The sequence below is a fragment of the Lentzea alba genome (genome assembly GCF_047445655.1).
In the GTDB taxonomy this organism is placed as follows: domain Bacteria; phylum Actinomycetota; class Actinomycetes; order Mycobacteriales; family Pseudonocardiaceae; genus Lentzea; species Lentzea alba_A.
The window spans coordinates 349,193-374,157 of sequence record NZ_JAJAEG010000006.1; the positions used below are offsets into that span (position 1 = coordinate 349,193).

The window sequence follows — 24,965 nt, forward strand, 5'->3', positions numbered from 1 at the left end:
CTCGCCATTTCGGAACAACGATGGAGCGGCCTCATGATCAACCGATAGTGTCGCGCGCGTGGCGAAACGACTGTTCGTGCTGACTTTGGCGCTGGTCATCGGGTGTGTGTTCCTGGTCAGGCTCGGCACGGACGACGACGCGGGAAGCGGTGTCGGCAAGACGCTGATCCGCAACGCGTCCATGGTGCTCACGATGGACCCGGCGCTGGGCACGCTGGAGAACGCCGACGTGCTGATCGACGGCGACCGCATCGCGGCGGTCGGCCCAGGCCTGCAGGCCGCGGGCGCCAAGGTGGTCGACGGGCGGAACAAGATCGTCATGCCCGGCTTCGTCGACCTGCACACTCACCTGTGGCAGTCCCTGATCCGGGGCTGTGCGACGGACAAGGAGCTCAACGGCTGGCTCGGCGGCTGCGTGCTCCCGCTGGGCACCTCCCCGGTCGACGGCGCCGACGCCTACGCGGGCGCTCGTCTGTCCACTCTGGACGCGATCTCCACCGGCGTGACCACCGTGACGGACTGGTCGCACGCCTTCAACGCCGACTTCGCCCGCGGCAACCTCCGGGCGCTGACCGACTCGGGGCAACGCTTCGTCTTCAGCTTCGGCGCGGGCAAGGACCCGTGGAAGGCCGATGAGGCACGGCGGCTGAAGAAGGACGTGATCGACCGCAACCCGTTGGCGCACATGATGATCGGCACGCACCCCGCGAACTGGAACGTGGCCGGCGTCGCGGCGTCGCAGAGGCTGGCCGACGAGCTGGGTGTGCCGATGAACGTGCACCTGCTGGAGTCCCCGGCAGACCCGGCGACCGAGCAGATGGCGGTGCTGCGCCAGGCCGGTGCGCTGCGGCCGGGTCTGCTGGCCAACCACGTCGTCCACACCACCGACGCGGAACTGGACGAGCTGGCGGCACATGACGTCCGCGTCGCGCACAACCCGTTGTCCAACATGCGTCTGGCCTCCGGCATCGCTCGCGTGCCGGACATGAAGGCGCGCAACATCAAGGTCGGGCTCGGCCTCGACGGTGGCACGAACGACACGTCCGACATGTTCAACAACATGCGCGTGGCCGTTGGCCTGCAACGAGCCCAGTCCACCGACCCGGCCCGCTACCCCACCCCGTCAGACGTCCTCAGGATGGCGACGCTGGGTGGAGCGGAGGTGCTGGGGCTGGAGAAGGAGATCGGTTCGCTCACGCCGGGCAAGAAGGCCGACCTGCAGGTGATCGACACGCAGGCGCTGAACTTCGCCCCCAAGGTGGACTGGCCCAGTCAGCTGGTCTTCAACACCCAGCCGGTGAACGTCCAGTGGGTGTTCGTGAACGGCGTGGCGCTGAAGAAGAACGGCAAGGTCGTGGGCGACACCGAGCGCGTGGTCGCCGACGCTCAGGCCGCTGCTGACCGGGTGCGGAAGTACCTGGGCCGCTAAGCGCGGGCGATCTTGCCGTCGAAGTAGCGGTTCAACACCGGCGCCAGCACCCCGCCGAACCTCGCCAGCATCTTCGTGGTCAGGTCCGGGCAGATGAGAAACCGCTGCTTCTCGATCCCCTTGACGATCGCGCGCGCCACGACCGACGCCTTGATCGGCTTGACCGTCCCGCTGATCGCGAACGTCTCGGCGGGCTTGAACCGGTTCTCCTCGGCCAGCTGCGGCGTGTCGACGTCCGGCGGGAACACCACGCCCACATGGACTCCGTGCGGTTTCAGCTCCGCCCGCAACGACTCCATCAGGCCCCGCACCGCGATCTTCGCCGGCCCGTACGCGCTGTAGCCGTAGACCCCGAGCAACGCAGTCGCCGACGACACCGCCACCACGCTCCCGGAGCCCCGCGCCACCATCGCCGGCACGACCGCCTTGACGACGTGCAACGTGCCGAAGTAGTCGACCTCGACCATCTCCCGGAACACCTCGTCGGGCAGTTCCAGGAACCTGCCCGGCCTAGCCAGTCCCGCGCAGCTGATCAGCACGTCGCACGGCCCGAGGTCGTCCAGGACCTCCTTGACGGCAACGGGATCCGCCACGTCGACCGGCCGGGTGTCGACGGACGCGCCGGTCGCGCGCAACTCCTCCGCCGCGGCCTTCAGCCTGGCAGCACCGCGGGCCAGCAACGACACGCGCGCCCCGCGGGCTGTCAGCAGCCTCGCGGTCTCCAGGCCGATACCGCTGGAACCGCCGGTGATGATCACGTGCCTGCCGGAGAACATCGGCACAGCCTGACGGGTTTTCGTTGCAGGGAAAAGGCCTGGAGACCCCCGGCGACCGGCCGCCATCGTGATCTCACGGCAAGGAGCCGATCCAAGAGGGGGAGTGACGAAGTGCGTTCTTTGTATCGCTTGGCCGCGGTCGCGGCTGTGTCGGCGGGAATCGTGACCGCGGGTGCGACTGTCGCCTCGGCTGACACCGCCGCAGCGGGGTTCAAGACCACGGTCGAGGTCGGGGCGATGGCGACCACCTGCATCCTGATCGAGAAGACCAACGGGGACGACGTCGCCCAGGGATGTTTCAAGAGCGACGGCGACCACGTCACCGCCTGGGACAAGGAAGCGGACGGCCTGTGGGTGCGGGTCGACTGGCTGACCGACTACGACCGCGACGGCGCCTGCGTCGACAAGAGCAGCGAGGGCAGCGCAGTTGACTGCAACTACAACATGGACGAGGACGGCAGGCTGAAGTTCCAGGTCGAGCTCTGGGACGGCGACAAGCGGTACGCCGAGACCGGGTGGACCGGCTGGCTGGCGATCTGATCACGGCGGGGAGGCAGCGGTCGCTGCCTCCCCGTTCGTCAGCCCCGGCCCGCCAGCAGGTCCGCGCCCAGCGGCGTCAGCTCGTGCCACACGGTGCCGCCGTCGCGCAGGCTGCTGACCAGTCCGGCCTCCCGCAGCACGGCCGCCTGTTTGCTCGCGGTGCCGACCGAGGTGCCGAGGCGTTCGGCCAGCTGGCTGGTGTTGTACATGGTGCGCAGTGCACTCAGGCAGTCGGCGCGCGTGCGGCCGAGCAGGGCGACCAGGGACGCCGAGTCGGGTGCCCGTTGCGGACCTGCCGCGGGATACACGAGCACCGGGGTGCGGTCCGGGTCGATCAACGTGACCGGCGCGCCCCGGCAGAACAGCGACGGGATCAGCATCAGGCCACGCCCGGCCAGCGGGACGGTGCGCGTGGCGGGATAGGCCAGCGCGAGGGTGCGCCCGTCCCAGCCGATCACCCCCGGCAGGCTCTGCAGCAGGCCACCGACGCCCTCGGTGCTGAGCCGGTGCAGCCGGGTGGCGCGGTCTGCCGCCACGGCTGCGCGGACCTCATGCCCGAACGGCGCCACGAGCGCGCTGTACGCGCCACGAGTCGCGCCGACGACGCCGAGCAACTGGTCGCGATCCCCGTCCGCGAGAGCACGGACCCACGTCGGTACGTGCCCGGTGAACACAGCTTCGAGGTCGGCGCGCAGGCTGTGCCGCGCGGTGCCGGCCAGCGCCTCACAGCCCTCGTCCAGTGCGGTGACCTGGTCGCCCGGCGTCAGGAAGTCCGGGAAGCCACCCCGTCGTGGCACCAGGTCGAACAGCGTGGACAGCCACCCCGCGTCGGTCCGGTGACGAACCCGACGCGCCCACTCCTCGTGACGCGGACCGGGTCTTCGGTCGCGGAGCCGGTGCAGGCTCAGCACGGTCTCCCACATCGGATCCGGCGCCGCCGCGATCCTCACCCGTTGCAGATCGTCCCGGTTGAAGACAAGCCGTAGCAACGTTCCCCCCTTCGAACGGGGGACAGCTTCATCAGGCGTTGCCGATCATCACAACGGCTGCCGCGACGTTTGGGACGCTGGGATGAGAAAACCGCCGTGACCTGCTGGAACGTGGCGTTCTGGGACGGCCTCTCAGCCGATCCTGACCAGGATCGGGCTCCCGGTGACGGTGAGATCGGACCCGGCTCGGGTGCCGCCGTCCAGGTCCTCGACCGAGGTGGTGCCGGCCGGCGCGGGCACTCGCAGGCTCCGGTCGACGGTCCACCAGATGAGGAACGTCTTGCCGTCGCGGTCGAACCGGCACTGCCAGAGGTCCTCGGGCAACCCGGCGGCGCGTCCCTGTCCGCAGGAGTGGATCCGGCTGCCGGCCAGCCACTGGCGCAGGCGGGCCACGTGACCAGCTGCCTTGGTGTACGGCCCGCCGACCGGCTGCAGCACGATGGGGAGCTTGGCGCTGCCCCAGTTGTAGAAGTACATGCGGCGATACCCGGCGTAGAGCCCGGACAGGTAGAACCGGACCGCGTGCTGGGCACCCCGGTCGGCGTCCACGGGCTGATGGAGGTTCACGTCGTACGCGGAGCCGGTGCTCCAGAGCACCACGCCGGCACCACCCGCGTGCAGTGCCGCGTCGATCTCCCGCGCCAGGCTCAGCATCGTCTCCGGCGGATCGGAGTCGTTGCGGGCGGACAGCTTCACCGCGGCGGCGTCGCAGTGGTCGTAGCCGCCCAGCTCGGCGAACTCCCGCAGCTCGCCCAGCATCACGGGGTCCCACAGCTCCCCCATCGACGGGCACACCACGGTCGCGGCGGGGTCGGCGGCTCTGATCGCCCGGCCGGCCAAGCGGGCCATCTCCGCCAGCTCGGCCATCGAACCGGAGAAGAGGTTCGGGTGGTTGGCCATGTCCCACAGCTCATAGGCGCCGATCCGGCCGCGGTACTTGTCGGCGACCGTGTGCACGAACCGTTCCCAGTCCGCCAGGTCGTCGGGCGGACTGGCCCTGGACTCGTCGGTGTACGGCGACTTCTTGCCGTTCGGGGCCGCCCACGCCGGTGTGCCGCCGAACGTGAGGACCACCGGCAGCCCCTTCGAGCGGGCACCGTCCACCAGCCGGTCCAGCGTCGTCCAGTCGTACTGCCCGCGCGCCGGTTCCAGGTTCTGCCACCGGGTGCGCGAGTTCCACAACCGCACGGAACCGACGTCGAACGACGGCATCTGCCCGGTGTTGGAGTTCGCGGTCACCCCGACGAACTCCGGCTCCAGCGCACGGGGCGCGTGCGTCCACATCGGTGCCTGGATCGGCGACACCGCGACCGGCCCGTTCGTGCTGCCCCCGACGAGCAACAGAACCGCGAGGACGGCAGCGATCGCGGGCCGGACCGCCGCCCACCGGCTGCGTCGAAACGGATGAACGGCCCTTTCGTCCACCTGAGGTGGACGTGGACGAAAGAGCCGTTCATCCTGAATCAGCGCGTTGGTTACGGCGGGGCGGCCGGCGCGCTCCCAGAGGCGGTACAGCTTCGTCAGCTCTGCCCGGTCAGCTCCGCACGCGTTCGCGATCGCCTCGATCGGAGCGAACGCCGGTGGCACGGCGCTTCCCGTGCAGTAGCGGTGCACGGTCGACCGGCTGAGGTGGGCTTTCCTTCCGAGCTGCTCGTAGCTCAACGCGCTGCGCCGCTTCAGCTCAGCGAGCTGAAACGCCAGCGCGGCAGCCTCCCCACCACCCGCCATCCGCCGAGTCTCGCATCTGGATCAGCACCTCACCCAGTAGTTCGGTGAGGTTTGGCGAATGCTGCTGGTGGTGAAGGTGTTCCACAGGCCGAGCAGTTGGTTGGAACCGTTGGCGTAGGTCTGTCCCAACGCGGCATAGGCACGACCGGCGGTCGTATGCGCGTAGTTGTTGGCAGTGACGCACTCCGCAACCGGCGGCGTTGTGGTCGTTGTGGGCGGCGGTTGCCCGTTGGTGAGCGCTTTGACCATGTTCGTGATGGCGGCCATCTGCGGGCCGGTCTTGAGTGCGTACTGCGCGGACTGGTAGCCCCACCAGTCCCAGCAGCCGCGCGGGTTGCCGGTCATCGTGGTGGCCTGCGGGTAGAGCACGACCATGTTGTTGGTGTCGGCGTACTCGTTGAGATAACCCTTGTCCATCAACGCGTTCCCGACCAGACCGTAGTACTGGTAGCAGCCGTGCAGGGTCACCATCAGCTTGCACGGCCCGGTCTCGCACGCCCGTGGCACGTACGCGAAGCCCTCGCGGCCCATGCTGACCGCGGCCGCGTTGCCGCCGGGCACGTACCGGCTCTGGTCGAACTGGACGAGCTTGCCGGTCAACGTCGACGCGGCCGGGTTCACCTGACCGTACAGGTGGCTCAGCATGTCCTTGACCGGATCCACAGCACCGCAGTTGTTGACGTACGGCGAAGACGTGGAGCCGCAGCTGTTCGGCCCGATAGGACTGATCCACGCGTGACCGGCCGCGGTGCTGGTGTTGTACAGAACCGTCGCACCGAAGTCGCGGTAGTAGGTGGCGAGATCGTCGTTCACCACCCGATCGACCGTCTGGTCCGCGCCTCCGTGGAACAGCCACACCGGATCGCCGGACAGGTTCTGCACCGGGTCGACCGTGCCGGCGGAAGCCCGGTTTCTGGTCAGCTGCTCCAGCTCGGCCGGGGTCTTGCGCGCTTGGAACGTGTCCATGCACGCGTAAAGGGCGGTGTTCACGTTGTTCTGAGCGCAGTCGTAAGGGCCGGCTGAGAAGATGCCCGCGCCCTGGAACACGCCGGAGTACGCGACGTGGAGCTGGTTGGCCAGATAACCGCCGGACGACAGCCCGCTCACGTAGGTGCCGGTGATGTCGTACCTGTCGAGGGTGCCTGGCTGCGGTGGCGGGACCGCGGCCATCGACCAGGTCAGGGAAGCCGCGGCCAGGCCGGTCGCAGCGGCGAGCGCCAGGAAAACGTTCGTCAGTCGCATGTGTACGCCTCCGTCGTTGCAGGCAGGGCGTCAAGGCTAGGAACCAGCATCACGGCAGCACCACGTGTGCGATCGACACAGCACAGCGCTCGCCAGTGGAGCACTGTCACATTCATCGCCGATGGAGCGATCTTGTGTGCGAAAGGAGGCGTGGTGGCCAAATCGGTGAAGTCTCGGACAGGTCGCGTCGTGGCGGGGCTCGTGCTGGTGGGCTCGATCATCGGACTGGTGGTGTTGCTCCAGTCGGCGACCGAGCAGCACTCGTGGGCCGGTGCCGAGGCGACGGTGCAGGAGCGGCTGAAGTCGGGCAAGAGCGTCTCGGTCAAGGTCGAGTTCCCGCTGCCGAACGGCTCGAAGCAGGTCATGACCCTGTCGGAGAACGGGTCGGCCCACCAGCCCGGTGAGCGCGTGGCGGTGCGCTACGACCTGAAGGACGGCAAGGTCGTCGACGCGGCGCTGGCCGACAACGACCAGGTGTTCTGGGTGGGCGGCGTCATGCTGGGGTTCGTGATCCTCGGCGCGCTGTTCGCGAACTTCATGGCCTGGACTCCCCCGGCACGAGCCAAGTGACGGTCGAGATCCCCTTCAAGACCGGTTGAAGGGATTTTGAAGGCGGCTTGGCCACACTCTCGGACAAGGGTCGGCTGACGCACCTGGGGGGTTCGCAAATGGGTCATCATCTCCACGAGGTGGTGACCGGGGTCGACCTGCGTGGCGGCGGGCGTGACCGCCGAACACGCGCTGAAGACGGTCTGAGCATGGGGGGAGACCGCCTTCACCGCGCCCGTCGCCACGAGCGTTCGAGGCTCCGGTCCCTGCGGCGGGACCGGAGCGCTTTCGCCGTCAGCTCAGCAGTTCGGCGACCTCCGCCGCCTCCGGTGCGCCGATGTCCGTGAAGAGCTCCAGCGCCGCCCGCCAGTGGCCGGTGGCCGCATCGGAATCGCCTTCCGCCAACCGGATCTGGCCCAGCACCGCCAACGCCCGTGCCTCGCTGAGCCGCTGTCCGTCCTCCACCGCGATCTCCAGCGCCCGAACGGCGTGGCCGGCTGCCTCACCGACTTCACCGAGAGCGAGATGAGCCGCGGCCAGCTCGATGAGAGCCGGGCCCTGCAGCACACCCATGCCGGTCTCGTTCATCTTGTCCTGCGCCTGCCGGATGTGGTTCACCGCCTCGCCGGGCCGGCCCGCGGCCCGGTGGGCGGCCGAAAGCCCGATGAGGACGGACACCTCGCCGTACCTGAAGCCGATCTTCGCGGCCAGTTCGCGGGCCTCGGTGTAGGGGGCGATCGAGTCTTCGGGGTGGCCGCGCCGCCGGATCACGGTCGCGGTGAGTTCCAGGGCGCTCGCCTCGTGCCGGCGTTCGCCGACTTTGCGGCCCAGCTCCAGAGCTTTGCGCGCGTGTTCTTCGGCTTCGTCGTACAGACCCAGGTCGCCGCAGGTTTCCGCGAGCACGACCAGGGAGGCGACCTGCTGGGGCACCAGGCCCCACTTCTCGCACAGCGCCATGCAGTCGCGTTGGTAGCGGGCGGCGTCGGCGAGCCTGCCCGCGGTCCAGCAGGCGAGGCCGAGACCGTTCAACGCGTGCAGCCACACGATCTTGTCGCCGATCCGGGCGCTGATCTCCTGCGCCAGGGTGTGGCAGGACAACGCGGAGTCGATCTGGCCCAGCGACAGGTGGGCGACACCGATGTAGTTGATCTCGCGGGCCTCGATGGTCTCGTCGCCGAGGCGCCGGGCGATCTCCAGGGCGGCCTGGTGGTGCCGCATGGCGTCGTGAGGGCGGCCGAGTTGCGCGTCCACCCGGCCGAGGTGGTGCAGGCACTCGAGCTCGGCGATCGGGTTCGGTTCCTGTTCGTTCACCTCCAGCCCGGCGGTGTACTCGGCGATCGATTGGTCGTACTCGCTGAGGAAGTAGAAGATGAGGCCCCGCAAGGCGTGCACGGCCACCTCGGCCTGACGGTCACCGGACGCACGGGCCGCGGTCATGGCCGCCGCGCACAGGGCCAGGCCGTCAGCGGCGTACCCGCGGCCGGAGAAGTAGCCGCGCAGCACGTCGACGAACCGGCCGCCGTACGCCTGCAGCCGCGGGGTGGCGGCGGCCCGTTCCGCGGCGGCGACGAGGTTCGCGCGTTCGTCGTCGAGCCAGCGCAGTGCGGCCTCCCCGTCCTCGAACGGGCCGGGTTCGGCCACCTCGACCGGGCGCAGCCGGCGGAATCCCGGGTAGTACAACGCGGTCGCGGCGGACGCGGTGCGCAGGTAGTGGTCCAGCAACCGGGTCTCGGCGGCGAGCAGGACGTCCGGCGCGTCTTCTTCGCGGGCGCGGTCGGCGGCGTACTCGCGCACCAGGTCGTGGAACTGGTAACGGCCGCCCGGCCGCAAGGTGAGCAGGCTCGCCGAGACGAGCCGTTCCAGCGACCTCCGCGCATTCCGCCCGGCGAGCTCGGCCGCGGCCGCCGCCGTGATGTCGGGCCCGGACGAACGGCCGAGCAAGCGGAACAGCTGCCGGGTGTCCGGGTCGAGCATCTGGTACGACAGGTGAAACGCGGCGCGGACGGCAACCGACGGATCGCCCTCGATCTCGAGCTCGGCCAGCCGGTCCGCGCGCAACGCCTCCACGTACTCGGAGATCCGGGCGTGCCGGCCCAGCAGGTTCGCCGCCGCGATGCGCAACGCGAGCGGCAGATACCCGCACAGCGCAGTGAGCTCCTCCACCGCTTGTGGCTCGCCCGCCACGAGATCCGAGCCGCACAGTTCGGCCAGGAGGTCCCGGGAGCTCTCCGGGGTCAGCACGTCGAGGTAGTGCACGCGGGCGTCGTTCGACACGGTCAGCCCGCGCAGGTCGTCGCGGCTGGTGACGACCGCGACGCACCCGCGGTCCGGTGGCAGCAGCGGGCGGACCTGCGTGGCGCCCGCCACGTTGTCCAGCACCAGCAGCACTTTCTTGCCCGCGAGCAACGAGCGGTGCAGCGCGACCTGTTCGTCCAGCGTCGCGGGCACGCGTTGGGCGGTGACGCCGAGCGCGCGCAGGCACCGCGTGAGCGCCTGTTCCGTGCTGACCGGGGAAACCGGGTCGTAGCCGCGGAGATCGACGAACAGCTGCCCGTCGGGGAACCGGTCGCGCACCCGATGCGCCCAGTGCACGGCCAGCGCGGTCTTCCCGATCCCACCTTGTCCCACGATCACGAGAGTGCGCGGTGCGGACGAACCCGGTGCCGGCAGCAGACCGTCGAGCGCGAGCAGATCGGCGCCGCGACCGGAGAAGCTCGCCAGGTCGGCCGGCAGCTGCATGGGCACCTCGGTGGCGGCCTGCACCGGCGGTTCGTCGCGGAGAACGATCTCGTGCGCCTCGCGCAGGCGTGGGCCGGGGTCCGAGCCGAACTCCTCACGCAGCAGCGTCCGCACGTCCTCGAAGACCGCCAGCGCCGCCGACTGCCGCCCCGCTGCGGCGAGTGCGAGCATCAACGCCGCCGCGAACGACTCGCGCAGCGGGTGTTCCGCGACGAGGCCGCGCAACTGCGGGATGAGCCGCTCGTGCGCGCCGCTGTCCAGTTCCACGCCGATCCACAGGTCCAGTGCAGTCAGCCGCAACTCCTCGAGCCGCTCGGACTCGGCCCGCAGGAAACCGTCGCCGAGCCCACCGAACGCCGGTCCCCGCCACAGTTCCAGCCCGGATCGCAGGATCTCGGCGGTCTCGTCGCCGGGTTCTGAAGCCTGCGCTCGCCGGAGGGCGTTCTCGAACTCCAGGCGGTCGAGCCACACCTCTTCGACGTCCGCCCGGTACCCCAGCGCGTCGCCCACGATGATGTCGGGAGCCCCTGCCTTGCGGAACGCACTGCGCAACGTCGACGCGTAGGTCTGCACCATCGCCCTGGCCGAGGCGGGCGGCTTCGCGCCCCAGATCAGGTCCACCAGCGCCTCGGTGCTCACCGCGCTGTCCACCCTGGCGAGCAACGCCGCCAGCAAGGTCTTCGGCTTCACGCCACCGAGGGGCACGGCACGTCCGTCCACCTCGACGGAGATGGGCCCGAGCACGTGGATGCGGGCTGCGGGCTCCGTCATGTTCTCCGTCACGTCAGATCTCGATCAGTCAAATGCGGTCATTCTGGCCTGGTGCGACATGCACCGCGATCGAGTATCGCAGCAGTTGCACGCCGAGCCCTCCGATCAGTGGATTGCCCTGCCCGCCCGTGATTCATACAGTCTATGCCAGTCTGTATGAATGACGAGGTGGTCCACGTGCAGCTGGGCAGAACCGCCGTCGTGCTCGGCGGCAGCGTCGCCGGTCTGTGCTCCGCCGGGGCGCTCGCCCCGTACTTCGACCAGGTGCTGGTGCTCGAACGGGACGAGCTGCCCGCCGAGGCCGAGCACCGGCGCGGTGTGCCGCAGAGCAAGCACCCGCACTTCCTGCTGAACTCCGGCCGCCGCGCGATCGGGGCGCTGTTCCCCGGTTTCGAAGAGGCGCTCATCGCCGCGGGCGGCCTGCACCTGATGCCGTCGCTGGACGCCGCCTACCTCGACGGCGAGGGGTGGTCGGCGCGCAAGCGCAGTTCGATGACCATGGTCTACGGCTCGCGGATCCTCATCGAACGCGTGCTGCGCGACAAGGTGCGGGAACTGCCGAACGTGACCATCCGCGAGGGTGTCGCGGTGACCGGGCTGGCGGTGGGCCCGGACGGGATCACCGGCGTTTACTTCGGTGACGAGCACGTGGCCGCCGATCTCGTGGTGGACGCGATGGGCCGCGGCTCGTCGGTGAGCACCTGGCTGGCCGCGGCGGGACGGCCGGAACCCGAGGTGCTGACGCTGGACGCCAAGGTCACCTACACCTCGCGCTGGTACGAGCTTCCCTCGCCGCGACCCTCGACGTGGTGGTGGCAGCACCTGGTGATCATGCCGACGCCGCACCGGGGTGAGCACCCGGCCGAGCACGAGTTCCTGGTGAACTTCTTCCCCGTCGAGAACAACAGGGCCATCGCCTGCATGGGCTCGTGGGGCATCGAGATGCCGCGCACCACCGAGACGTTCGTCGAGTCGGCACGGCGCGTGCGGACTCCTCTGTTCGCGGAAGCGATGGACCGGTGCTCGCCGACCTCGGAGGTGCACCTGACGCGGTCGACCGGCAACAAGTGGCGCCGCTACGACCGCACTCCCCTGCGCGGACTGGCGTGCGTCGGTGACTCGATCTGCGCGTTCAACCCCTTCTACGGGCAGGGCGTCAGCTCGGCGGCGAACTCGGCGCTGCTGTTGCGTGAGCACCTCTCGCGAGCAGAACGGCTCGATGCTCGGTTCTTTGTTCGGTTTCTCCGCGCGCAACGGGCGATGCTCAACGTGCCGTGGCGTCTGGCGATGGCTCGCGACAAGGGTTACAAGTGCGCTGAGGGCACGGAAAAGGCGCCCGAATGGCAGCGGCGCTTGCTTGACGCCGTGTCCGGGCCGGCGTTCAGCTTCATCGTCGGCGCGGCGCGGGAGGACGCGGTGGTCGACGAGCACTTCGCCAAGGTGTTCAACATGGACGAGTCGCTGGGCGCGATGATGAGGAACCCGCGGGTGATCGCGGGACTGCTGGCCCACGGCTTCCGCACAGCGCTCGGCCGGCAACGGGTTCCGTTCGGGTTCGACCCGCAGGCCGAGCCTCCCGCCACCGACTACTCGCTCGTGGCCGCGCGATGAACGTCCTCTGTGGACCGCAAGCCGAAGCCGTAACCCGTGCTCTCGGCTTCGACTGCCACGACGTGGCGCCGGTCGTGTCGGTCCGGCCGCCATGGGAGCTCGCGCACTGGACGATGCCGTTGCTCGAACTGATCGTCATCGTCGGGGCCGTTTTCGCTTTCGTGCACGCGATCCGGCGCTACCGCGCTGGTGATCCGGTGAACTTGGCGCTGTGGTGGACCTCGCTGGTCTACCTCGCGGTGGTCGAGCCGCCGCTGTACTTCCCCGAGTGGTTCGGGCTCGACCAGCAGTACGGGTTCATCTTCGCGCACAACCTGTTCACCGTGCAGTTCATGTGGGACCGGTTGCCGCTCTACATCATCGCGTTCTACCCGATGATCAGTCAGCTCGCCTACGAGCTCGTGCGGTCGCTCGGGATCTTCGCCCGGCGCGGGCCGCTGGCGGGATCGGTCGCGGTCGCCTTTGCCTGTCAGGTGTTCTACGAGGTGTTCGACCACATCGGACCGCACCTGAAGTGGTGGGCCTGGAACCCGGACAACCACATCGTCAACCACCCCGCGCTGGCGTCCGTGCCGATGACCAGCATGCTGCTGTTCGCGTCCGTGTCGATGGGAGCCATGACCTATCTGGTCGTGCGGCTGGCCCGGCGCGGGTGGTGGACGGTGCTGGTGGCCGGCGTGTTGACGCCGCCTTCCATGGCCGTCGCGGGCCTCCCGTCGAGTCTCTTCGCGGGCAATCCCACCGCGCAGGCCTGGATTCTCGGTGTCGAGCTCGGGCTCGTCTGGCTGGCCGGTGCCTGGATCGTGGCGACGAGCTTGGCTCCTGAGCCCCTGTCGCCGTTCGTGCGGTACTACCCGGCTGCTTACCTGGGTGTGATGGCCGTGATTTGGATCAGCGCGATGCTGGCTCCCGGTGAGGGTCCGGCCGGCAGCGGTCTCTATGCGCTTGCGTGCTTCATCGGCGGCGGCCTCCTGGTGACCGCGCTCTACCGCAGCCGTGTCCCCGCCACCGTCTGAGGTGAGCCCTCGGGGAAGATGTCGTGCATGGGGTATCACGGATGGCAGGGCAACCCACCCGGCACCCACGACGAGGCGCGCCGCCGCATCATCGAAGCCGCCATGGCGTGCGTCGACCGAGCGGGCCTCGCCAAGACCAGCATGTCCGACGTCGCCGCCGAGGCAGGGGTGACCCGCCAGACCGTCTACCGGTACTTCCCGCGCCTCACCGACATCCTCAGCGCCATCGCGTTGACGAACGTCGAGGACTTCGCTCGCCGCATGGAACAGCACCTCGCCACGTTCGGCACCCCGGCCGAGGTCGCTGCGGAGTCCGTGGTGTGGGGCGTGCGCGAGGTCCCCGGCGAGCCGTACCTGGGCCTGCTCCTGCAGGCGGGCGAGTCCGGCTTCTTCACCAGCGCGGTCACCTCGCCCGAGTCGTTCGCGCTCGGTGCCCGGATCCTGCGCAACGTGCCGGTCGACTGGTCCGCCGCCGGAGTGACTTCCGAAGACGACTTCCGCGGACTCGCCGAACTGCTGATGCGACTCTTCCTGTCGTACCTGCAACATCCGGCTGATCTCACCGACGACGAACTGCGCGCGCTGGTCCTGCGCTGGCTCGGCCCGTCGCTTGATAGTGGGCAACACGACGAATCAGCCCGCGACGGACAGTGACTGCCGCTACGGTGGGCCGGTGCTCACAGCGTGGGGCTGATCAGGCCTTTGAGGGATGCAGGGCCGACGTCACTCACGCCGCGACGGGCAGCCGGTGTACCGCACCACTAGGCCAGGACGGCGGCTTCAGGCTGTCCACGCCAGTGGGGACCTCGGTTGGCTTAGCCGTGTGCCGATGCCGGGCGGCTGCGAGGCTGGCCTGGCAAGTGCGGATGATCTGCGCTGTGGCGGCGTTAGCAGGAGCGCGCCAACAACGCGGGCAGAGAACCTTCACAGTGAGCTCCACGTGGTCCACCGACACGAAGGCGATCGCCTGACAAGGCCGGCACCAGCGATGGCCGGTGATCATGATCACATGTGTCGGCGATGCGACACACTCATGCACCCACCGACGGTGCACCGCGCAGCTAATCCGATCCAGAGCGGACAGGCTGCCGCCCTCCTCCTCTGCGTCTTCGGTTGCGAGAACCGCAGCGAGATTACGGTCTGCAAGGTCGTTGTAGCGTTCGGCACATGGCTGCGGAGATCGGTGTGACAACATGTTCTGTGTCCCTTCCAGAGCTGTGTGGACCTCCAGGCTCCGCTGCTGTGACCTCCATAACATCCGGGAACTCACGTAGGTTGAACGAAGATCTAAGTGATCCGGCGTCACCTACTGCTCTGTCAGGCACCGTTGACCTGCGTTGTTGTCGTGGGTGTGGGCCTGAACGAGCTGCACCCAGGTGTGGCACATGCCTGTTCAGACCGAGAGTTTGGCATGGACTTCGCGTCGAACCGCGAAGAGCGCAGGGCCTTGCTGGGGTGCGGCAGGGCCTGCTGCAGCCTCAAAATGGCCCAGGCCGAGACCATCTCCAGGTTGACGGTAGTCGCGCTCGATGCACCACTGGATCTTGGCCAGCCGGACTTCCGGTGCCCGCAGGCAGTGTGGACGGCCAGCGGAAGGTCGACTCGGGTGTGCAGAACAGCCACCTAGTCGGAAACCGGCGGGCTTGAGTCCTGGGTGCTGAGGATGGTGCGGTTGGCCGGTCGGCCCACCCGTAGAGCGAGGAATCGTGGCCGCATGGCCACGGTCGGATGCCCGCGACCTATTGGATCGGTACCGCCAGACACGACACGAACCGGCCCGCAGCCGGCCGACGTGACCAAGGCCTTGAGGATCCATCTGATTGTCGGGTTGGCGAGGGCAGGTGGGCCGCCGCCGTTGCCTTTCCGCGCCGGAGCCACCGGCACGGCCTCCACGTGGTGGCAGGTCACGGCCGGGCCAGCGATCAGCACGTAGGCCCGGCCACGCTGCGATCAGACCGCGCCGGAACTCGGTTGCGTCGGCGTCGGCCACCGCCGACTGGATCGCACGGCGGGCCCGACGCGCCCGGATCCCGGCGGTGGCTGCTCGTTCAAGGCTGTCTCGTCTTCCACGATTCCGGGGTGACAACCGCCCAGTTCCGCGCGTCCGGATTGGCGATCCACGGCGACCCGCCCCGCCAGGCGCCGTTACGCGAATCCACGTCGAGTGCTCACGAGCTGCTCCACAGCGCGTGATCGACCCCGCGCCTCCCTCCGTCGACTGCATCGACATGCGCTTGCCATTCAGCACCAGCTCACACCGAGTACAGCTCGGGCTTCGCCCGTTGATCACCCCGCTGCGAACCCACCCCCGAAGGCAGCCTCAAGATGAGGACACACGCGAACAGCTACCCGAGCACTACACCCGACACAGCACTCCAAGACGGTGTTGGCCCGCCAAGCCACAGATGTTCATGTCGTGTCGCTTCCCGGGGTTCGACCTGATCACGGAGCTGGTAGCAGCGCTCAGATGTCCCAGGCGAACGTTCGCGTCAGCCGCACGTACGCCACCTTTGCCCTCTGGAAGACTCCGCGCCGACATCACGTGGTCACGGCATAGGGTTAAGCTTGCCGACGTGTCGAACGGTGCGCTTACGACCGCTGGCGCGCAGGTGCAGCCCCTGGTGGGGCGCACAGCGGAGCTGGCCGCCTTGCATGGTCAGTTGCACGAGGTTGCACGAGGGCACGGCGGCGTCGCGCTGGTGATAGGTGAAGCGGGGTCAGGGAAGTCGAGTTTGCTGCGTTCGGTGGCCGACTACGCCCACGATCACGACATTCGGCTCGTGTGGGCGGCCGGGGATGAACTTAGCCAGGCTTTCCCGTTGTTGCCGTTGGTGGACGCGGTTGAAGGTGCCAAGCAAGCCGTGATCGCCGGCTTGCTACGCGGCAAAGACGCTGATGGCGTTCACATCGTCGATCCGGTGCTCGCGGCGTCAGACCAGCTGATTGACTGGATTGACGATCTCTGTTCCACGACCCCAGTCGTGCTTGTACTGGACGACTTGCATTGGGCTGACAGTGCTTCCATTCGCCTGTGGCACCGGCTAACGCGCAAGGCGGAACAACTGCCGTTGCTCGTCGTCGGCGCCATGCGTCCCGGCTATGACCGGCAGGAACTCGCCGCACTGCGCCGCCGGGTGGCTGCCTTGCGCGAGGTCGGCCTCGGAATGCAGTTTGAGCTGGAGCCGTTGGCGTCAGATGCTGTGACCGAGCTGGTTGCCGAATTGGTTGGTGGCACGCCAAGTCGCCGACTCTCCCAACTGGCGGCCAGAGCAGGCGGGAATCCGCTGTACCTTACAGAATTGATAGGCGCGCTCGCCCGCGAAGGCTCGCTGACCCAGGACGATGACGGCCATGTCGACGCGACGTTCGAGAACGCACCAGCGTCGCTCAGTGCCGCGATCGCCGACCGGCTCGACCAGGTGCCACCGCATGTCCAGGAGGTCCTGAGCCTCGCGGCACTACTCGGTGTCGAGTTCTCGGTCGGCAATCTCGCCACCGTCGCAGGCCGCACCGTGGCGGAGCTCGTCGGCATGCTCGGCCGTGCACAGAGCGCCGGCGTTCTCAAGACAGTTCATGGAGGAATGGCGTTTCGCCACCCACTCATCCGCGACGCGCTGTGTGAACAAGTTCCCGCCAGCGTCCGTGCTGCCCTGCACGTCGAAATGGGCCGCGCGCTTGCGCTCGCAGCCCAACCAGCCACGGCGGTCGCCCGACAACTCGTTGCTGCCATCGACATCAGCGCCGAACTCGCCAGCGCCGACTGGCTCACTGACTGGCTAGTCACCGAAGGACCGACACTCGTCAACCAGTCGGTCTCGGTGGCTAAGACTCTATTTGCCGAGGCGCTCCACCACACTTCACTCGCCGATCCGCGACGGTTCGACATCTCCGTGTTGTTGGCATCGGCGCTGTTTCGAGCGGGTGAGTTCGAGGCTGGTGAGCGCGTCGCCACCCAGGCTCTCACCACCATCGACACTCGTCGAATCGACGACGACCTCCTATTGGACGCGTACACCGCACTAGCGGACGTCGTGTTGTCACTGGGCAAGTTCGACGCCATGCTCATCTTGGCCGACGAAGCCAGGTCATTGCGGGATTGGTCGATTCGCCACCTCGTCCGGATCGACGTGCTACGCGCACGGGCGATGGGCAAGTTTCGAGAGACTGAAGCCGAGTCGCTGGCCATCGACTGCCTAGCGCAAGCGCGCGAGGTAGGGGTGCCCTGGGCGATAGGCTCGGCATGCAACATGCTCGCCTTTCTTCGCATCGTACATTATGACCCCGACGCAGGAATGGAATACCTCAATCTTGGCATCGCCGCCGTCGAAGGCGATCCAGCACTCTACGACCTGTATCTGTGCCTGATGGCAAACCGAGCCTACGCATATTACTTGATGGGCAGCTTTGACGACCTCGCGTCGGCGGTTTTCCAAGTACGACAGCTGGCCGAACGTGTCGGCAACAGACGCAGGATGATGCAGGCGGAGTTGTTCGAGTCCTGTCGACTGTTCGAAACTGGCGAGTGGCAGGACTACTCCGTTCACCTCGAGGCTTCAGACATTGTAGACCTCCGCGAGCCCCTGGTGCTTATCGACGCTGCTGCCGCTGCACTGCACTGCGACGACATGGAGAAGGCGGATCGATACACGAAACTCGCGGAAAGTGCGGCCGAAGCCGCCGCTGGTGCTTCGATTGCTGACAACATCTTCATCATTCGGGCGCTGTGGCTCGAGTACCAGGGAAAGCCGATTGAGGCTCTCGATGAGCTGATGAAGGGTGTGCGCAAGTGGGATGCGGCATACTGGCCAGTTGCAGACGCCGTCCGGCTTGCCGTCGCTTGCGACCGGAAGGCTGACGCGAAAGTCGCGGTGGCGTTTGCGGAAGTCACACCATACAAGAAGACACTTCCAGGACTGGCCCTGCTCTGCCGCGGCCTGCTCGACCGCGACCCTGCCGCGCTGGAGCAGGCCGCACACTTCCTTCGCGAGCGGCAACTTCGCCCACGGCTCGCCATGACGCTTGAGGCGCTTGGGTTGGTTTGGGTTGAGCACGGCAACACCGGCAAAGCCCGTGCTGCGTTGAACGAAGCACTTGACCTGTACGAGAAGATGGGCGCCGCCTGGGACATTAGACGCGCCCGCGCCACATTTCGCGCACACGGCGTGCGCGCCGGTTCACGTGCCGCCCGAAAACGCCCCGCTACTGGCTGGAACAGCCTTACGGAAAGCGAGACAATCGTCGCCAACCTCGTAGCACAAGGCCTGTCCAATCCACAGATCGGCGAACAGCTTTTTCTGTCTCGCCGCACAATCGAAACACATGTCTCCCACATCCTCGCTAAACTCAGCCTGCGCGGCCGCGTGGACATCGCCCGAATAGTAAATCACCGCCCCTGAGCCGCCTGCTTGACGCGGGGTTGAGTGCTGCTCACGCGGCCCAAGCCCCTTGATCGCGCCGTCGCTTGCTCATGACCTGACCTTATGCCTGCGTGCACCGAGTAGCCTGTCTGCCAGAGCAGGCTGCATTCGACTCGACAGCGTCGGCCTGCCAGCTATTTGTGTGCAAACGGGTTCAAGAGGCTACAGCCAAGCATTCGCATGGCAGCGAGAATGGTCTTTGGCGAGGAGTAGCGGACGGCCGACTCGCAATGAGCGAGCCGACCGCAGCCGCGATCTGTGACAGTTTTCTACTTCTGCCAGCCGACCGTCTCCGGTAGTGGCGTGCCAAAAATGGTCGCGCCGACGTTGGCCAACCCCTGGGAAACCCCGTAGATCGACGGGCCGCTGTGCAGGGGAACGAACCCGCACAGGGCGAGACCTTCACGTTCGACTTCGTTGGCTTTTTCGATCTGGGCTTCCGGATCTGCGATCTCGGAGACAGCCTTGATCTTGGCGTCGAGTTCCGGCGTGCCGGCACCAGACAGGTTCTGATTGCTGGTGCTGCCGTAGAAGGTGTCCAGATAGCGTGCGCCGAACGGGTCTGCGGATCGGTTGCCTGACAAGAAGACGTCGAACTTGCGCCCGCTGACCACAGAGTCGAAGTCGGACGCAGCGGTCGGTTTCGCGGTCAGCTTGACGCCGATGGGTTCAAGTTGCTTCGTAAACGCACCCGCCGCAGCCTTGCCCAGAGGATCGTCTCCGAAGAGCGTGTAACCGAGCTCCAGCCGCTTGCCGTCCTTCTCACGAATGCCATCGGCACCCACCTTCCAACCTGCGTCGTCGAGGTCCTTCTTGGCACCCTCGGGGTCAAACTTGATCACCTGGGAGACGTTGTCCTGGTAACCGTGCTGAAAGGAGTAGAGCAACGCGGAGCCAGGCAGAGGCTCTTGATAGTCCAGGCCCTGCAGGTAGATCGAGACGATCTGCCGGCGATCGATGGATTCCAGTACGGCTTTCCGCACCACGAGGTCGGCGAGCAGAGGTGACTTGGAGTTCAGGAAGAGATAGGACTGGAAGGGACTGCCGCCTTTGCGAACCTCTGTGCCGGGAACCGCGGAGATCTGCCGGAGCTGGTCGGCGGCGGAAGCCGTGATGTAGTCGAGCTCACCGTTACGAAATGCGTTGATCGAGGCCTGATAGTCCAAGCCGACCACGATGCGCTTGTCGAGCTTGCCTTTCTTTCCCCACCACTTCGTGTTGCGCTCGAATGTAATATCGCCCACCTTGGCGTCATACCTGGTCACAGTGTACGGACCGGCGCCCCAGTCAGGCTGCACGTTGCCTAGGTATGCCTGGTTGAACGTTGCCGGGTCCGCCGCCGCCTTCGGGTGCAGGAACGTGGTGAACAACGCGGACCACGCGGTATCCACGCCGGTGAACTCGATGACGGCTTCCTTGTCATCCTGGCCTGCGTGGACGGACGTGATCCGAGAGTACGGAACGATGTCGCCGGCGAAGAAGTCCTTGTTCGAACCATTGCTGGCCCGCCAAGTTGCTTCTAGTGCACGGTAGTCGATCGGCGTTCCGTCGTTGAACGTCGCCTTGGGGTTGATCCGGATGGTCACCTTCTGGTTGCCGCCCACGACGCCGACCTGGACGTCAGAAAAGTAGTCCGGGTTGTACTGCACTTCTCCCGTCGGCGAATACGTGATCGCGTCCGCGTTATACCAGAACCACAGTCGGTGGGCTGGCAGGTTCGCGTCGGCGTGGAACGGGTTGCCCTGCTCGATCACCGAACCCGGTACCCGCAGAATACCGCCGTCCTTGATGTTTTCGTACGGTTGGGGGTTGAAGTCGACGGCAGCAGAAGCTGTGGACGGCGCTGGCGCGACGGACGTCGGCCCACTTGCGCACGCTGCCGCGATCAACGCCAAAGTGCCAAGTACACCCGCCGCTACTTTTCGTTGCTGCTGCGAAGCCCCACTAGCCATTCTGATCCTCCTTCTTTCACTGAGTCCGCGTTCAGGCGGCGTGGCAAGCAACTTGAACACCGCCGTAGTTGACAGACGCCGGTCGCTTGGTGCGACAGCTCCGCTGGAGGCTCTCGGGCAAGGTCGGCCGAAGCGGGCACCGGGCGGCGAACACGCATCCGTCCGGCAGGCCAGCGGCGGCGGGTTGCTCGCCGGTGAGCACGATTCTCCGGCGATTCCGTTCTCGCTGGGGATCCGGGATCGGCACTGCCGACAGCAGAGCCTGGGTGTACGGATGGCGCGGAGATGCGAAAAGCGTCTCACTGGGGCCTATCTCGACGACATGGCCCAGGTACATCACTGCGATCCGGTCCGCGATGTGGCGAACGACCGCGAGATCGTGAGCCACCACCAGTAGCGCGAGGCCGAGTTCCGCCTTGAGCTGTGCAAGAAGGTTGAGCACGCTCGCTCTCACCGACACGTCGAGTGCCGACACGGGCTCGTCGAGCGCCAGCAGCCTCGGTCGAGTCGCGAGCGCCCTCGCTATCGCCAGGCGCTGGCGCTGCCCACCGGACAAGGTGACAGGAAATCGGTCCAGACTGTCCGGCGAGAGGCCGACGAGATCAAGCAGTTCACTCACCCGTTCACCCATCGCGCGTGCGTTTAAGCCAGCACTATGCAACGGCTCCGCGAGCAATTCGAAGACAGGGAGCCGAGGATCCATCGCGGCCTGCGAATCTTGCATTACGAGCTGAACCGATCGGCGCAGGTGCGTGGCAATGTCGTGAGCGGATGCCGAGGCAACATCGTATCCGAGTACTTCGATCGAGCCGCGCTCCGGTGGCCTCAGGCGAAGAATTTCCAGCAGGGTCGTGGATTTTCCGCTGCCAGTCTCTCCGACGAGACACAAGGTCTCGCCCGTCCTGATGTCGAAGGAGATATCGTTGACGGCGTGCAGCGTACCCACCCTACGGCGCAGCACCACGCCCTTGGTGATGGGAAAGGTTCGTCCCAGTCCGCGGACTCGCAGCACTGTTTCGTGGCCAAGGACCTTGGCGTCCGCAGTGACGGTGTCGCGGAACAGATCGTTCGGACGTCGCCCCTGCACCTCTGCGGACCGCAAACAGGCAACGGTGTGCCCATTTCCTTGCACGGTGGCCGGCATGAGTTCCGGTTCTGCGCGCAGGCATGCGTCCTCGGCGAGCGGACACCTCGGCGCGAATGCGCAGCCGGGCGGCCGGTGCAGAGGTGACGGCGGTTCACCATCGATCGGAACCAGCGGACGCCGATCCGCAGCCTCGGGATCGGGTACCGACCCGAGCAGTCCCAAGGTGTAGGGCATCGCTGGAGCACGGTAGAACTTGTCGACTGGGGCGCGCTCGACGACGCGCCCGGCGTAAATCACCACAGCCTCGTCCGCGTGACCTGCGACGACACCGAGGTCATGGGTGATGAGCAGGACACCCGCTCCGGTCTCTGCCTTGGCCAGCTCGAGCACGTCGAGGATCTGAGCCTGGACGGTGACGTCAAGTGCGGTAGTCGGTTCGTCGGCGATGATCAGATCCGGATTGTTGGCGATGGCGAGCGCGATGCCAACGCGCTGCCGCATGCCACCGGAGAACTGATGTGGGAACTCGTGTGCCCGTCGAGCTGGATCGGCGATACCGACCAGATCGAGCAGCTCGACCGCACGTTGCCACGCCCTGCGCTTCGGCAGATCGGTGTGCACTCGCACCGCGTCGGTGAGCTGCCGTCCGACGGACAGGATAGGGGTGAGCGCGGACAGCGAATTCTGGAACACCACTCCGATACGCCGACCCCGGACGCTCGACCACTGCCGATCGGTCAGACCGAGCAGTGGCTGGTCGTCCAGGCGCACGTCGCCAGTGATCTTGGTCGTAGGAGGTAACAGGCCGGCGACGCTCATCGCGATGGCGGACTTGCCCGACCCCGACTCTCCGACCAGCGCGACAGTTCGTCCATGGTTGACCTCGAAGCTGACACCCCGGACCGCACCGATGGGCCCGTTCTCGGAAGGGAAGGTGACATGCAGATCACGCACCGAGAGCAGCGGCCCGGTCATGCAATCCTCCAGCCGATGACGTGGGGTCGAGGGCGTCGCGCAGGCCATCACCGATCAACGTCACCGATGCGGTGAGGAGCACCAGCAGCGTGGCCGGTGCAGCGAACAGCCATGGCGCGCTGGCGATTGTGCCCGCTCCGTCGGCGAGCAGCGACCCGAGCGAGACGTCCGGAGTCTTCACGCCGAATCCTAGGAAGCTCAACGAGGTCTCGCTGAGCACAGTGGTAACGACTCCGAGTGTGAAGCTCACGATCAGCAGAGCGCCAAGATGCGGGACGATGTGACGCAAGACGATCCGCCACCTCGACACCCCCATGAACTCTGCCGCGAGCACGTAGTCCCGTTCGCGCAAAGACCTCGACAACGACCACACAATGCGGGCAGTGAACATCCAACCGAACGCGGTGAGCACGACGATGATCACCCGCCAGTCGCCCCCCACGCGGTTCGACACGAGGGCAAGCACCAGGAACGACGGGACGACGAGTAGAAAATGGACAACAGTCAGTGCGACCTGTTCGACCCGGCCGCCTAGGTATGCGGCGCCTGCGCCGACCACCACTGCGATTAGCAGCGTCAGCGCCGAGACGCTGAACGCGATCACCAGCGACCGCTGCAAGCCGTGCACGGTCTGGGCGAGCACGTCGTTCCCACCCTGATTCGTGCCGAGGAGGTGCGTACCGCCTGGAGGTTGGGTCAGAGCGCGGAAGTCCTGATCAGACCAGTGCCACGGGGTCAGCAGGCCACCCAGCACGGCGTAACCGACGAGCAGCCCCAGCAGGACGAGCCCAGCTACGGCGCCGCGGTTGCGGACGAACCGGCGCAAGTAGAGCCGCGTGCGGCCGAGCCGCACGGGCGACGCGCCGCCTGACTGCTTCATCCGTGCCGCGATCATGAGTACACACGCACCCTGGGGTCGAGCACCGCCGTGACGACATCGGCCAGAATCGCACCCGCTGCGGTGATGACTGCGCCGAACGCTGCCACCGCGACTACTCCATGGACGTCGTTCTTGCTGATCGTCTGAACGAAATACCGGCCCATGCCCTCCCACCCGAACACAGTCTCGGTGATGACCGCACCGGTGAGCACTGCGGGGATTGTGAAGGCGACCGACGTAGCAGTCGGGATCAGCGAAGCCCGCAACGCGTGGCGCCGGATCGCCTGCGACCGTGTGAGTCCTGTCGCACGTGCCGTCCGCACATAATCGGCGTTGATGTTGTCCAGCAGTAACGCCCGTTGCGTCAGGTGCCACCCTGCATAGCCGAGCAGCGTCATATTAACGGTGGGGAGGACCAGATGCTCCACCCGGTCGAGCAAACCCACCCAGAAGCCGTCGGCCCCACCGGGTGCGCTCGCACCGGCCACGGGGAATACCATCCATCCGATCCGCTGGTTGAACCACACCGCGAACAGCACCAGGCCAAGTGCGCTCACCGCCGTCGGCACGTTGTAGAGCAGTACAGATATGGTCTGGACGACCCGGTCAATCGCACCGTACTGCCTGCTCGCCGTGTAGACACCGAGCGCGACGCCGAGAACAACCGAGAGCACCACCCCCGCCAGCACCAGCTGACCGCTGATCAGAACGCGATGCGGAATCTCGGAGTTGACCGCCACCCCGGTGGGCGAGTGGCCCCAGTCGAAGTGCAGGACGACATCAGTCAACCAGCTCCACCAGCGGTTCAGGATGGACGCACGGGGGTCTAGGCCGTACGGCGCGAGTGCGGCGCCGATCTGCTCGTCGGTGCGCACCGGACGCAGTTCTCGGTAGTTTGACCGGGGATCGAGGAAGACGCACGCAAGAAAGTACGTCGTGTTCGTTGCGATGACGATCATGATCAGCCAACCGATCGCCTTGCGCACAACGTAGCGAACCAACGCACTCCTCTCCGATCGCTCACCGCAGGAATTGCGCCCACATTACTTGTGAAAGGCTTCACAATCCGCCGCTATGATGGATTCTGATTCGATTGCCGTCGACCAGATCGACGCAGACTATCACAATACCGTTCCGACGCCACTGTTTCAGGTCCGAGTTTACTCGCTGCACTAGTGGCCGGACGGACACAAAGCGGGAGGGCTACTTGTGATCAACACCTAAAGGTTGTCCCGTAATGATCAACAGCGTTGGCGGGCAGGGA

The 24,965-nt window shown here is 66.7% G+C and carries 16 protein-coding genes; 7 read left to right on the forward strand and 9 right to left on the reverse strand.

Going from position 1 to position 24,965, the window contains the following annotated elements:
* Window positions 1-58: 58 nt before the first annotated feature.
* The gene (locus tag LFM09_RS12585; protein WP_414096576.1) at window positions 59-1,429 is read left to right on the forward strand and encodes an amidohydrolase family protein; all 1,371 of its coding nucleotides are present in this window, start codon (window positions 59-61) and stop codon (window positions 1,427-1,429) included.
* Here the strand turns inward: LFM09_RS12585 and LFM09_RS12590 are convergent.
* The gene (locus tag LFM09_RS12590) at window positions 1,426-2,205 is read right to left on the reverse strand and encodes an SDR family oxidoreductase (RefSeq protein WP_414096577.1); all 780 of its coding nucleotides are present in this window, start codon (window positions 2,203-2,205) and stop codon (window positions 1,426-1,428) included. The two genes, LFM09_RS12585 and LFM09_RS12590, sit on opposite strands and share 4 nt — an antisense overlap.
* Before the next feature lie 111 nt (window positions 2,206-2,316).
* On the opposite strand from LFM09_RS12590, the gene LFM09_RS12595 reads away from it, so the two are divergent.
* The gene (locus tag LFM09_RS12595) at window positions 2,317-2,745 is read left to right on the forward strand and encodes a hypothetical protein (protein ID WP_414096578.1); all 429 of its coding nucleotides are present in this window, start codon (window positions 2,317-2,319) and stop codon (window positions 2,743-2,745) included.
* 38 nt (window positions 2,746-2,783) lie between these two features.
* On the opposite strand, the gene LFM09_RS12600 is transcribed toward LFM09_RS12595, so the two are convergent.
* From LFM09_RS12600 to LFM09_RS12610, 3 genes are all read right to left on the reverse strand, one after another.
* On the reverse strand, window positions 2,784-3,734 hold the full coding sequence (locus LFM09_RS12600; protein WP_414096579.1) for a winged helix-turn-helix domain-containing protein: 951 nt from the start codon (window positions 3,732-3,734) through the stop codon (window positions 2,784-2,786).
* 132 nt (window positions 3,735-3,866) lie between these two features.
* Window positions 3,867-5,462 carry a helix-turn-helix domain-containing protein gene (locus tag LFM09_RS12605; protein ID WP_414096580.1) on the reverse strand — a complete coding sequence of 532 codons (1,596 nt, stop codon included), beginning with the start codon at window positions 5,460-5,462 and terminating at the stop codon, window positions 3,867-3,869.
* A 21-nt stretch (window positions 5,463-5,483) separates the two neighbouring features.
* Window positions 5,484-6,704, reverse strand: a complete 1,221-nt coding sequence (locus LFM09_RS12610; RefSeq protein ID WP_414096581.1) for a hypothetical protein — start codon at window positions 6,702-6,704, stop codon at window positions 5,484-5,486.
* 153 nt (window positions 6,705-6,857) lie between these two features.
* Here LFM09_RS12610 and LFM09_RS12615 point away from each other — a divergent pair, with 153 nt between their 5' ends.
* A complete protein-coding gene (locus LFM09_RS12615) occupies window positions 6,858-7,274 on the forward strand; it encodes a DUF3592 domain-containing protein (RefSeq protein ID WP_414096582.1) in 417 nt (138 codons plus the stop codon).
* Between the two features lie 273 nt (window positions 7,275-7,547).
* Here the strand turns inward: LFM09_RS12615 and LFM09_RS12620 are convergent, their stop codons facing one another.
* On the reverse strand, window positions 7,548-10,763 hold the full coding sequence (locus LFM09_RS12620; RefSeq protein WP_414096583.1) for a BTAD domain-containing putative transcriptional regulator: 3,216 nt from the start codon (window positions 10,761-10,763) through the stop codon (window positions 7,548-7,550).
* A 177-nt stretch (window positions 10,764-10,940) separates the two neighbouring features.
* Here LFM09_RS12620 and LFM09_RS12625 point away from each other — a divergent pair, with 177 nt between their 5' ends.
* From LFM09_RS12625 to LFM09_RS12640, 4 genes are all read left to right on the forward strand, one after another.
* On the forward strand, window positions 10,941-12,374 hold the full coding sequence (locus tag LFM09_RS12625; protein WP_414096596.1) for an FAD-dependent oxidoreductase: 1,434 nt from the start codon (window positions 10,941-10,943) through the stop codon (window positions 12,372-12,374).
* Entirely contained in the window at window positions 12,371-13,390 is a 1,020-nt protein-coding gene (locus LFM09_RS12630; protein ID WP_414096584.1) for a hypothetical protein, read from the forward strand. Before LFM09_RS12625 ends, LFM09_RS12630 begins: the two co-directional genes overlap by 4 nt.
* Before the next feature lie 27 nt (window positions 13,391-13,417).
* The gene (locus LFM09_RS12635; protein ID WP_414096585.1) at window positions 13,418-14,044 is read left to right on the forward strand and encodes a TetR/AcrR family transcriptional regulator; all 627 of its coding nucleotides are present in this window, start codon (window positions 13,418-13,420) and stop codon (window positions 14,042-14,044) included.
* Window positions 14,045-15,963: 1,919 nt separating this feature from the next.
* Complete coding sequence (locus LFM09_RS12640; RefSeq protein WP_414096586.1) at window positions 15,964-18,786, forward strand: ATP-binding protein; 2,823 nt, start codon at window positions 15,964-15,966, stop codon at window positions 18,784-18,786.
* A gap of 290 nt (window positions 18,787-19,076) precedes the next feature.
* Here the strand turns inward: LFM09_RS12640 and LFM09_RS12645 are convergent, their stop codons facing one another.
* Genes LFM09_RS12645 through LFM09_RS12660 form a run of 4 tightly spaced genes read right to left on the reverse strand, consistent with a single transcriptional unit; the run spans window position 19,077 to window position 24,702 of the window.
* Window positions 19,077-20,819 carry an ABC transporter family substrate-binding protein gene (locus LFM09_RS12645; RefSeq protein WP_414096587.1) on the reverse strand — a complete coding sequence of 581 codons (1,743 nt, stop codon included), beginning with the start codon at window positions 20,817-20,819 and terminating at the stop codon, window positions 19,077-19,079.
* The gene (locus LFM09_RS12650) at window positions 20,791-22,821 is read right to left on the reverse strand and encodes a dipeptide ABC transporter ATP-binding protein (RefSeq protein WP_414096588.1); all 2,031 of its coding nucleotides are present in this window, start codon (window positions 22,819-22,821) and stop codon (window positions 20,791-20,793) included. The genes LFM09_RS12645 and LFM09_RS12650 overlap by 29 nt, the downstream gene beginning before the upstream one ends.
* A complete protein-coding gene (locus LFM09_RS12655) occupies window positions 22,793-23,716 on the reverse strand; it encodes an ABC transporter permease (RefSeq protein ID WP_414096589.1) in 924 nt (307 codons plus the stop codon). Before LFM09_RS12655 ends, LFM09_RS12650 begins: the two co-directional genes overlap by 29 nt.
* On the reverse strand, window positions 23,713-24,702 hold the full coding sequence (locus LFM09_RS12660; RefSeq protein WP_414096590.1) for an ABC transporter permease: 990 nt from the start codon (window positions 24,700-24,702) through the stop codon (window positions 23,713-23,715). The genes LFM09_RS12655 and LFM09_RS12660 overlap by 4 nt, the downstream gene beginning before the upstream one ends.
* Between the last annotated feature and the right edge of the window lie 263 nt (window positions 24,703-24,965).

Excerpts from the sequence above, each read along its gene's own strand:
- LFM09_RS12590 (WP_414096577.1), bottom strand. The coding sequence starts at position 2,205 with ATGTTCTCCGGCAGGCACGTGATCATCACCGGCGGTTCCAGCGGTATC.
- LFM09_RS12605 (WP_414096580.1), bottom strand. The coding sequence starts at position 5,462 with ATGGCGGGTGGTGGGGAGGCTGCCGCGCTGGCGTTTCAGCTCGCTGAG.
- LFM09_RS12610 (WP_414096581.1), bottom strand. The coding sequence starts at position 6,704 with ATGCGACTGACGAACGTTTTCCTGGCGCTCGCCGCTGCGACCGGCCTG.
- LFM09_RS12620 (WP_414096583.1), bottom strand. The coding sequence starts at position 10,763 with ATGACGGAGCCCGCAGCCCGCATCCACGTGCTCGGGCCCATCTCCGTC.
- LFM09_RS12630 (WP_414096584.1), top strand. The coding sequence starts at position 12,371 with ATGAACGTCCTCTGTGGACCGCAAGCCGAAGCCGTAACCCGTGCTCTC.
- LFM09_RS12635 (WP_414096585.1), top strand. The coding sequence starts at position 13,418 with ATGGGGTATCACGGATGGCAGGGCAACCCACCCGGCACCCACGACGAG.
- LFM09_RS12650 (WP_414096588.1), bottom strand. The coding sequence starts at position 22,821 with ATGACCGGGCCGCTGCTCTCGGTGCGTGATCTGCATGTCACCTTCCCT.
- LFM09_RS12655 (WP_414096589.1), bottom strand. The coding sequence starts at position 23,716 with ATGATCGCGGCACGGATGAAGCAGTCAGGCGGCGCGTCGCCCGTGCGG.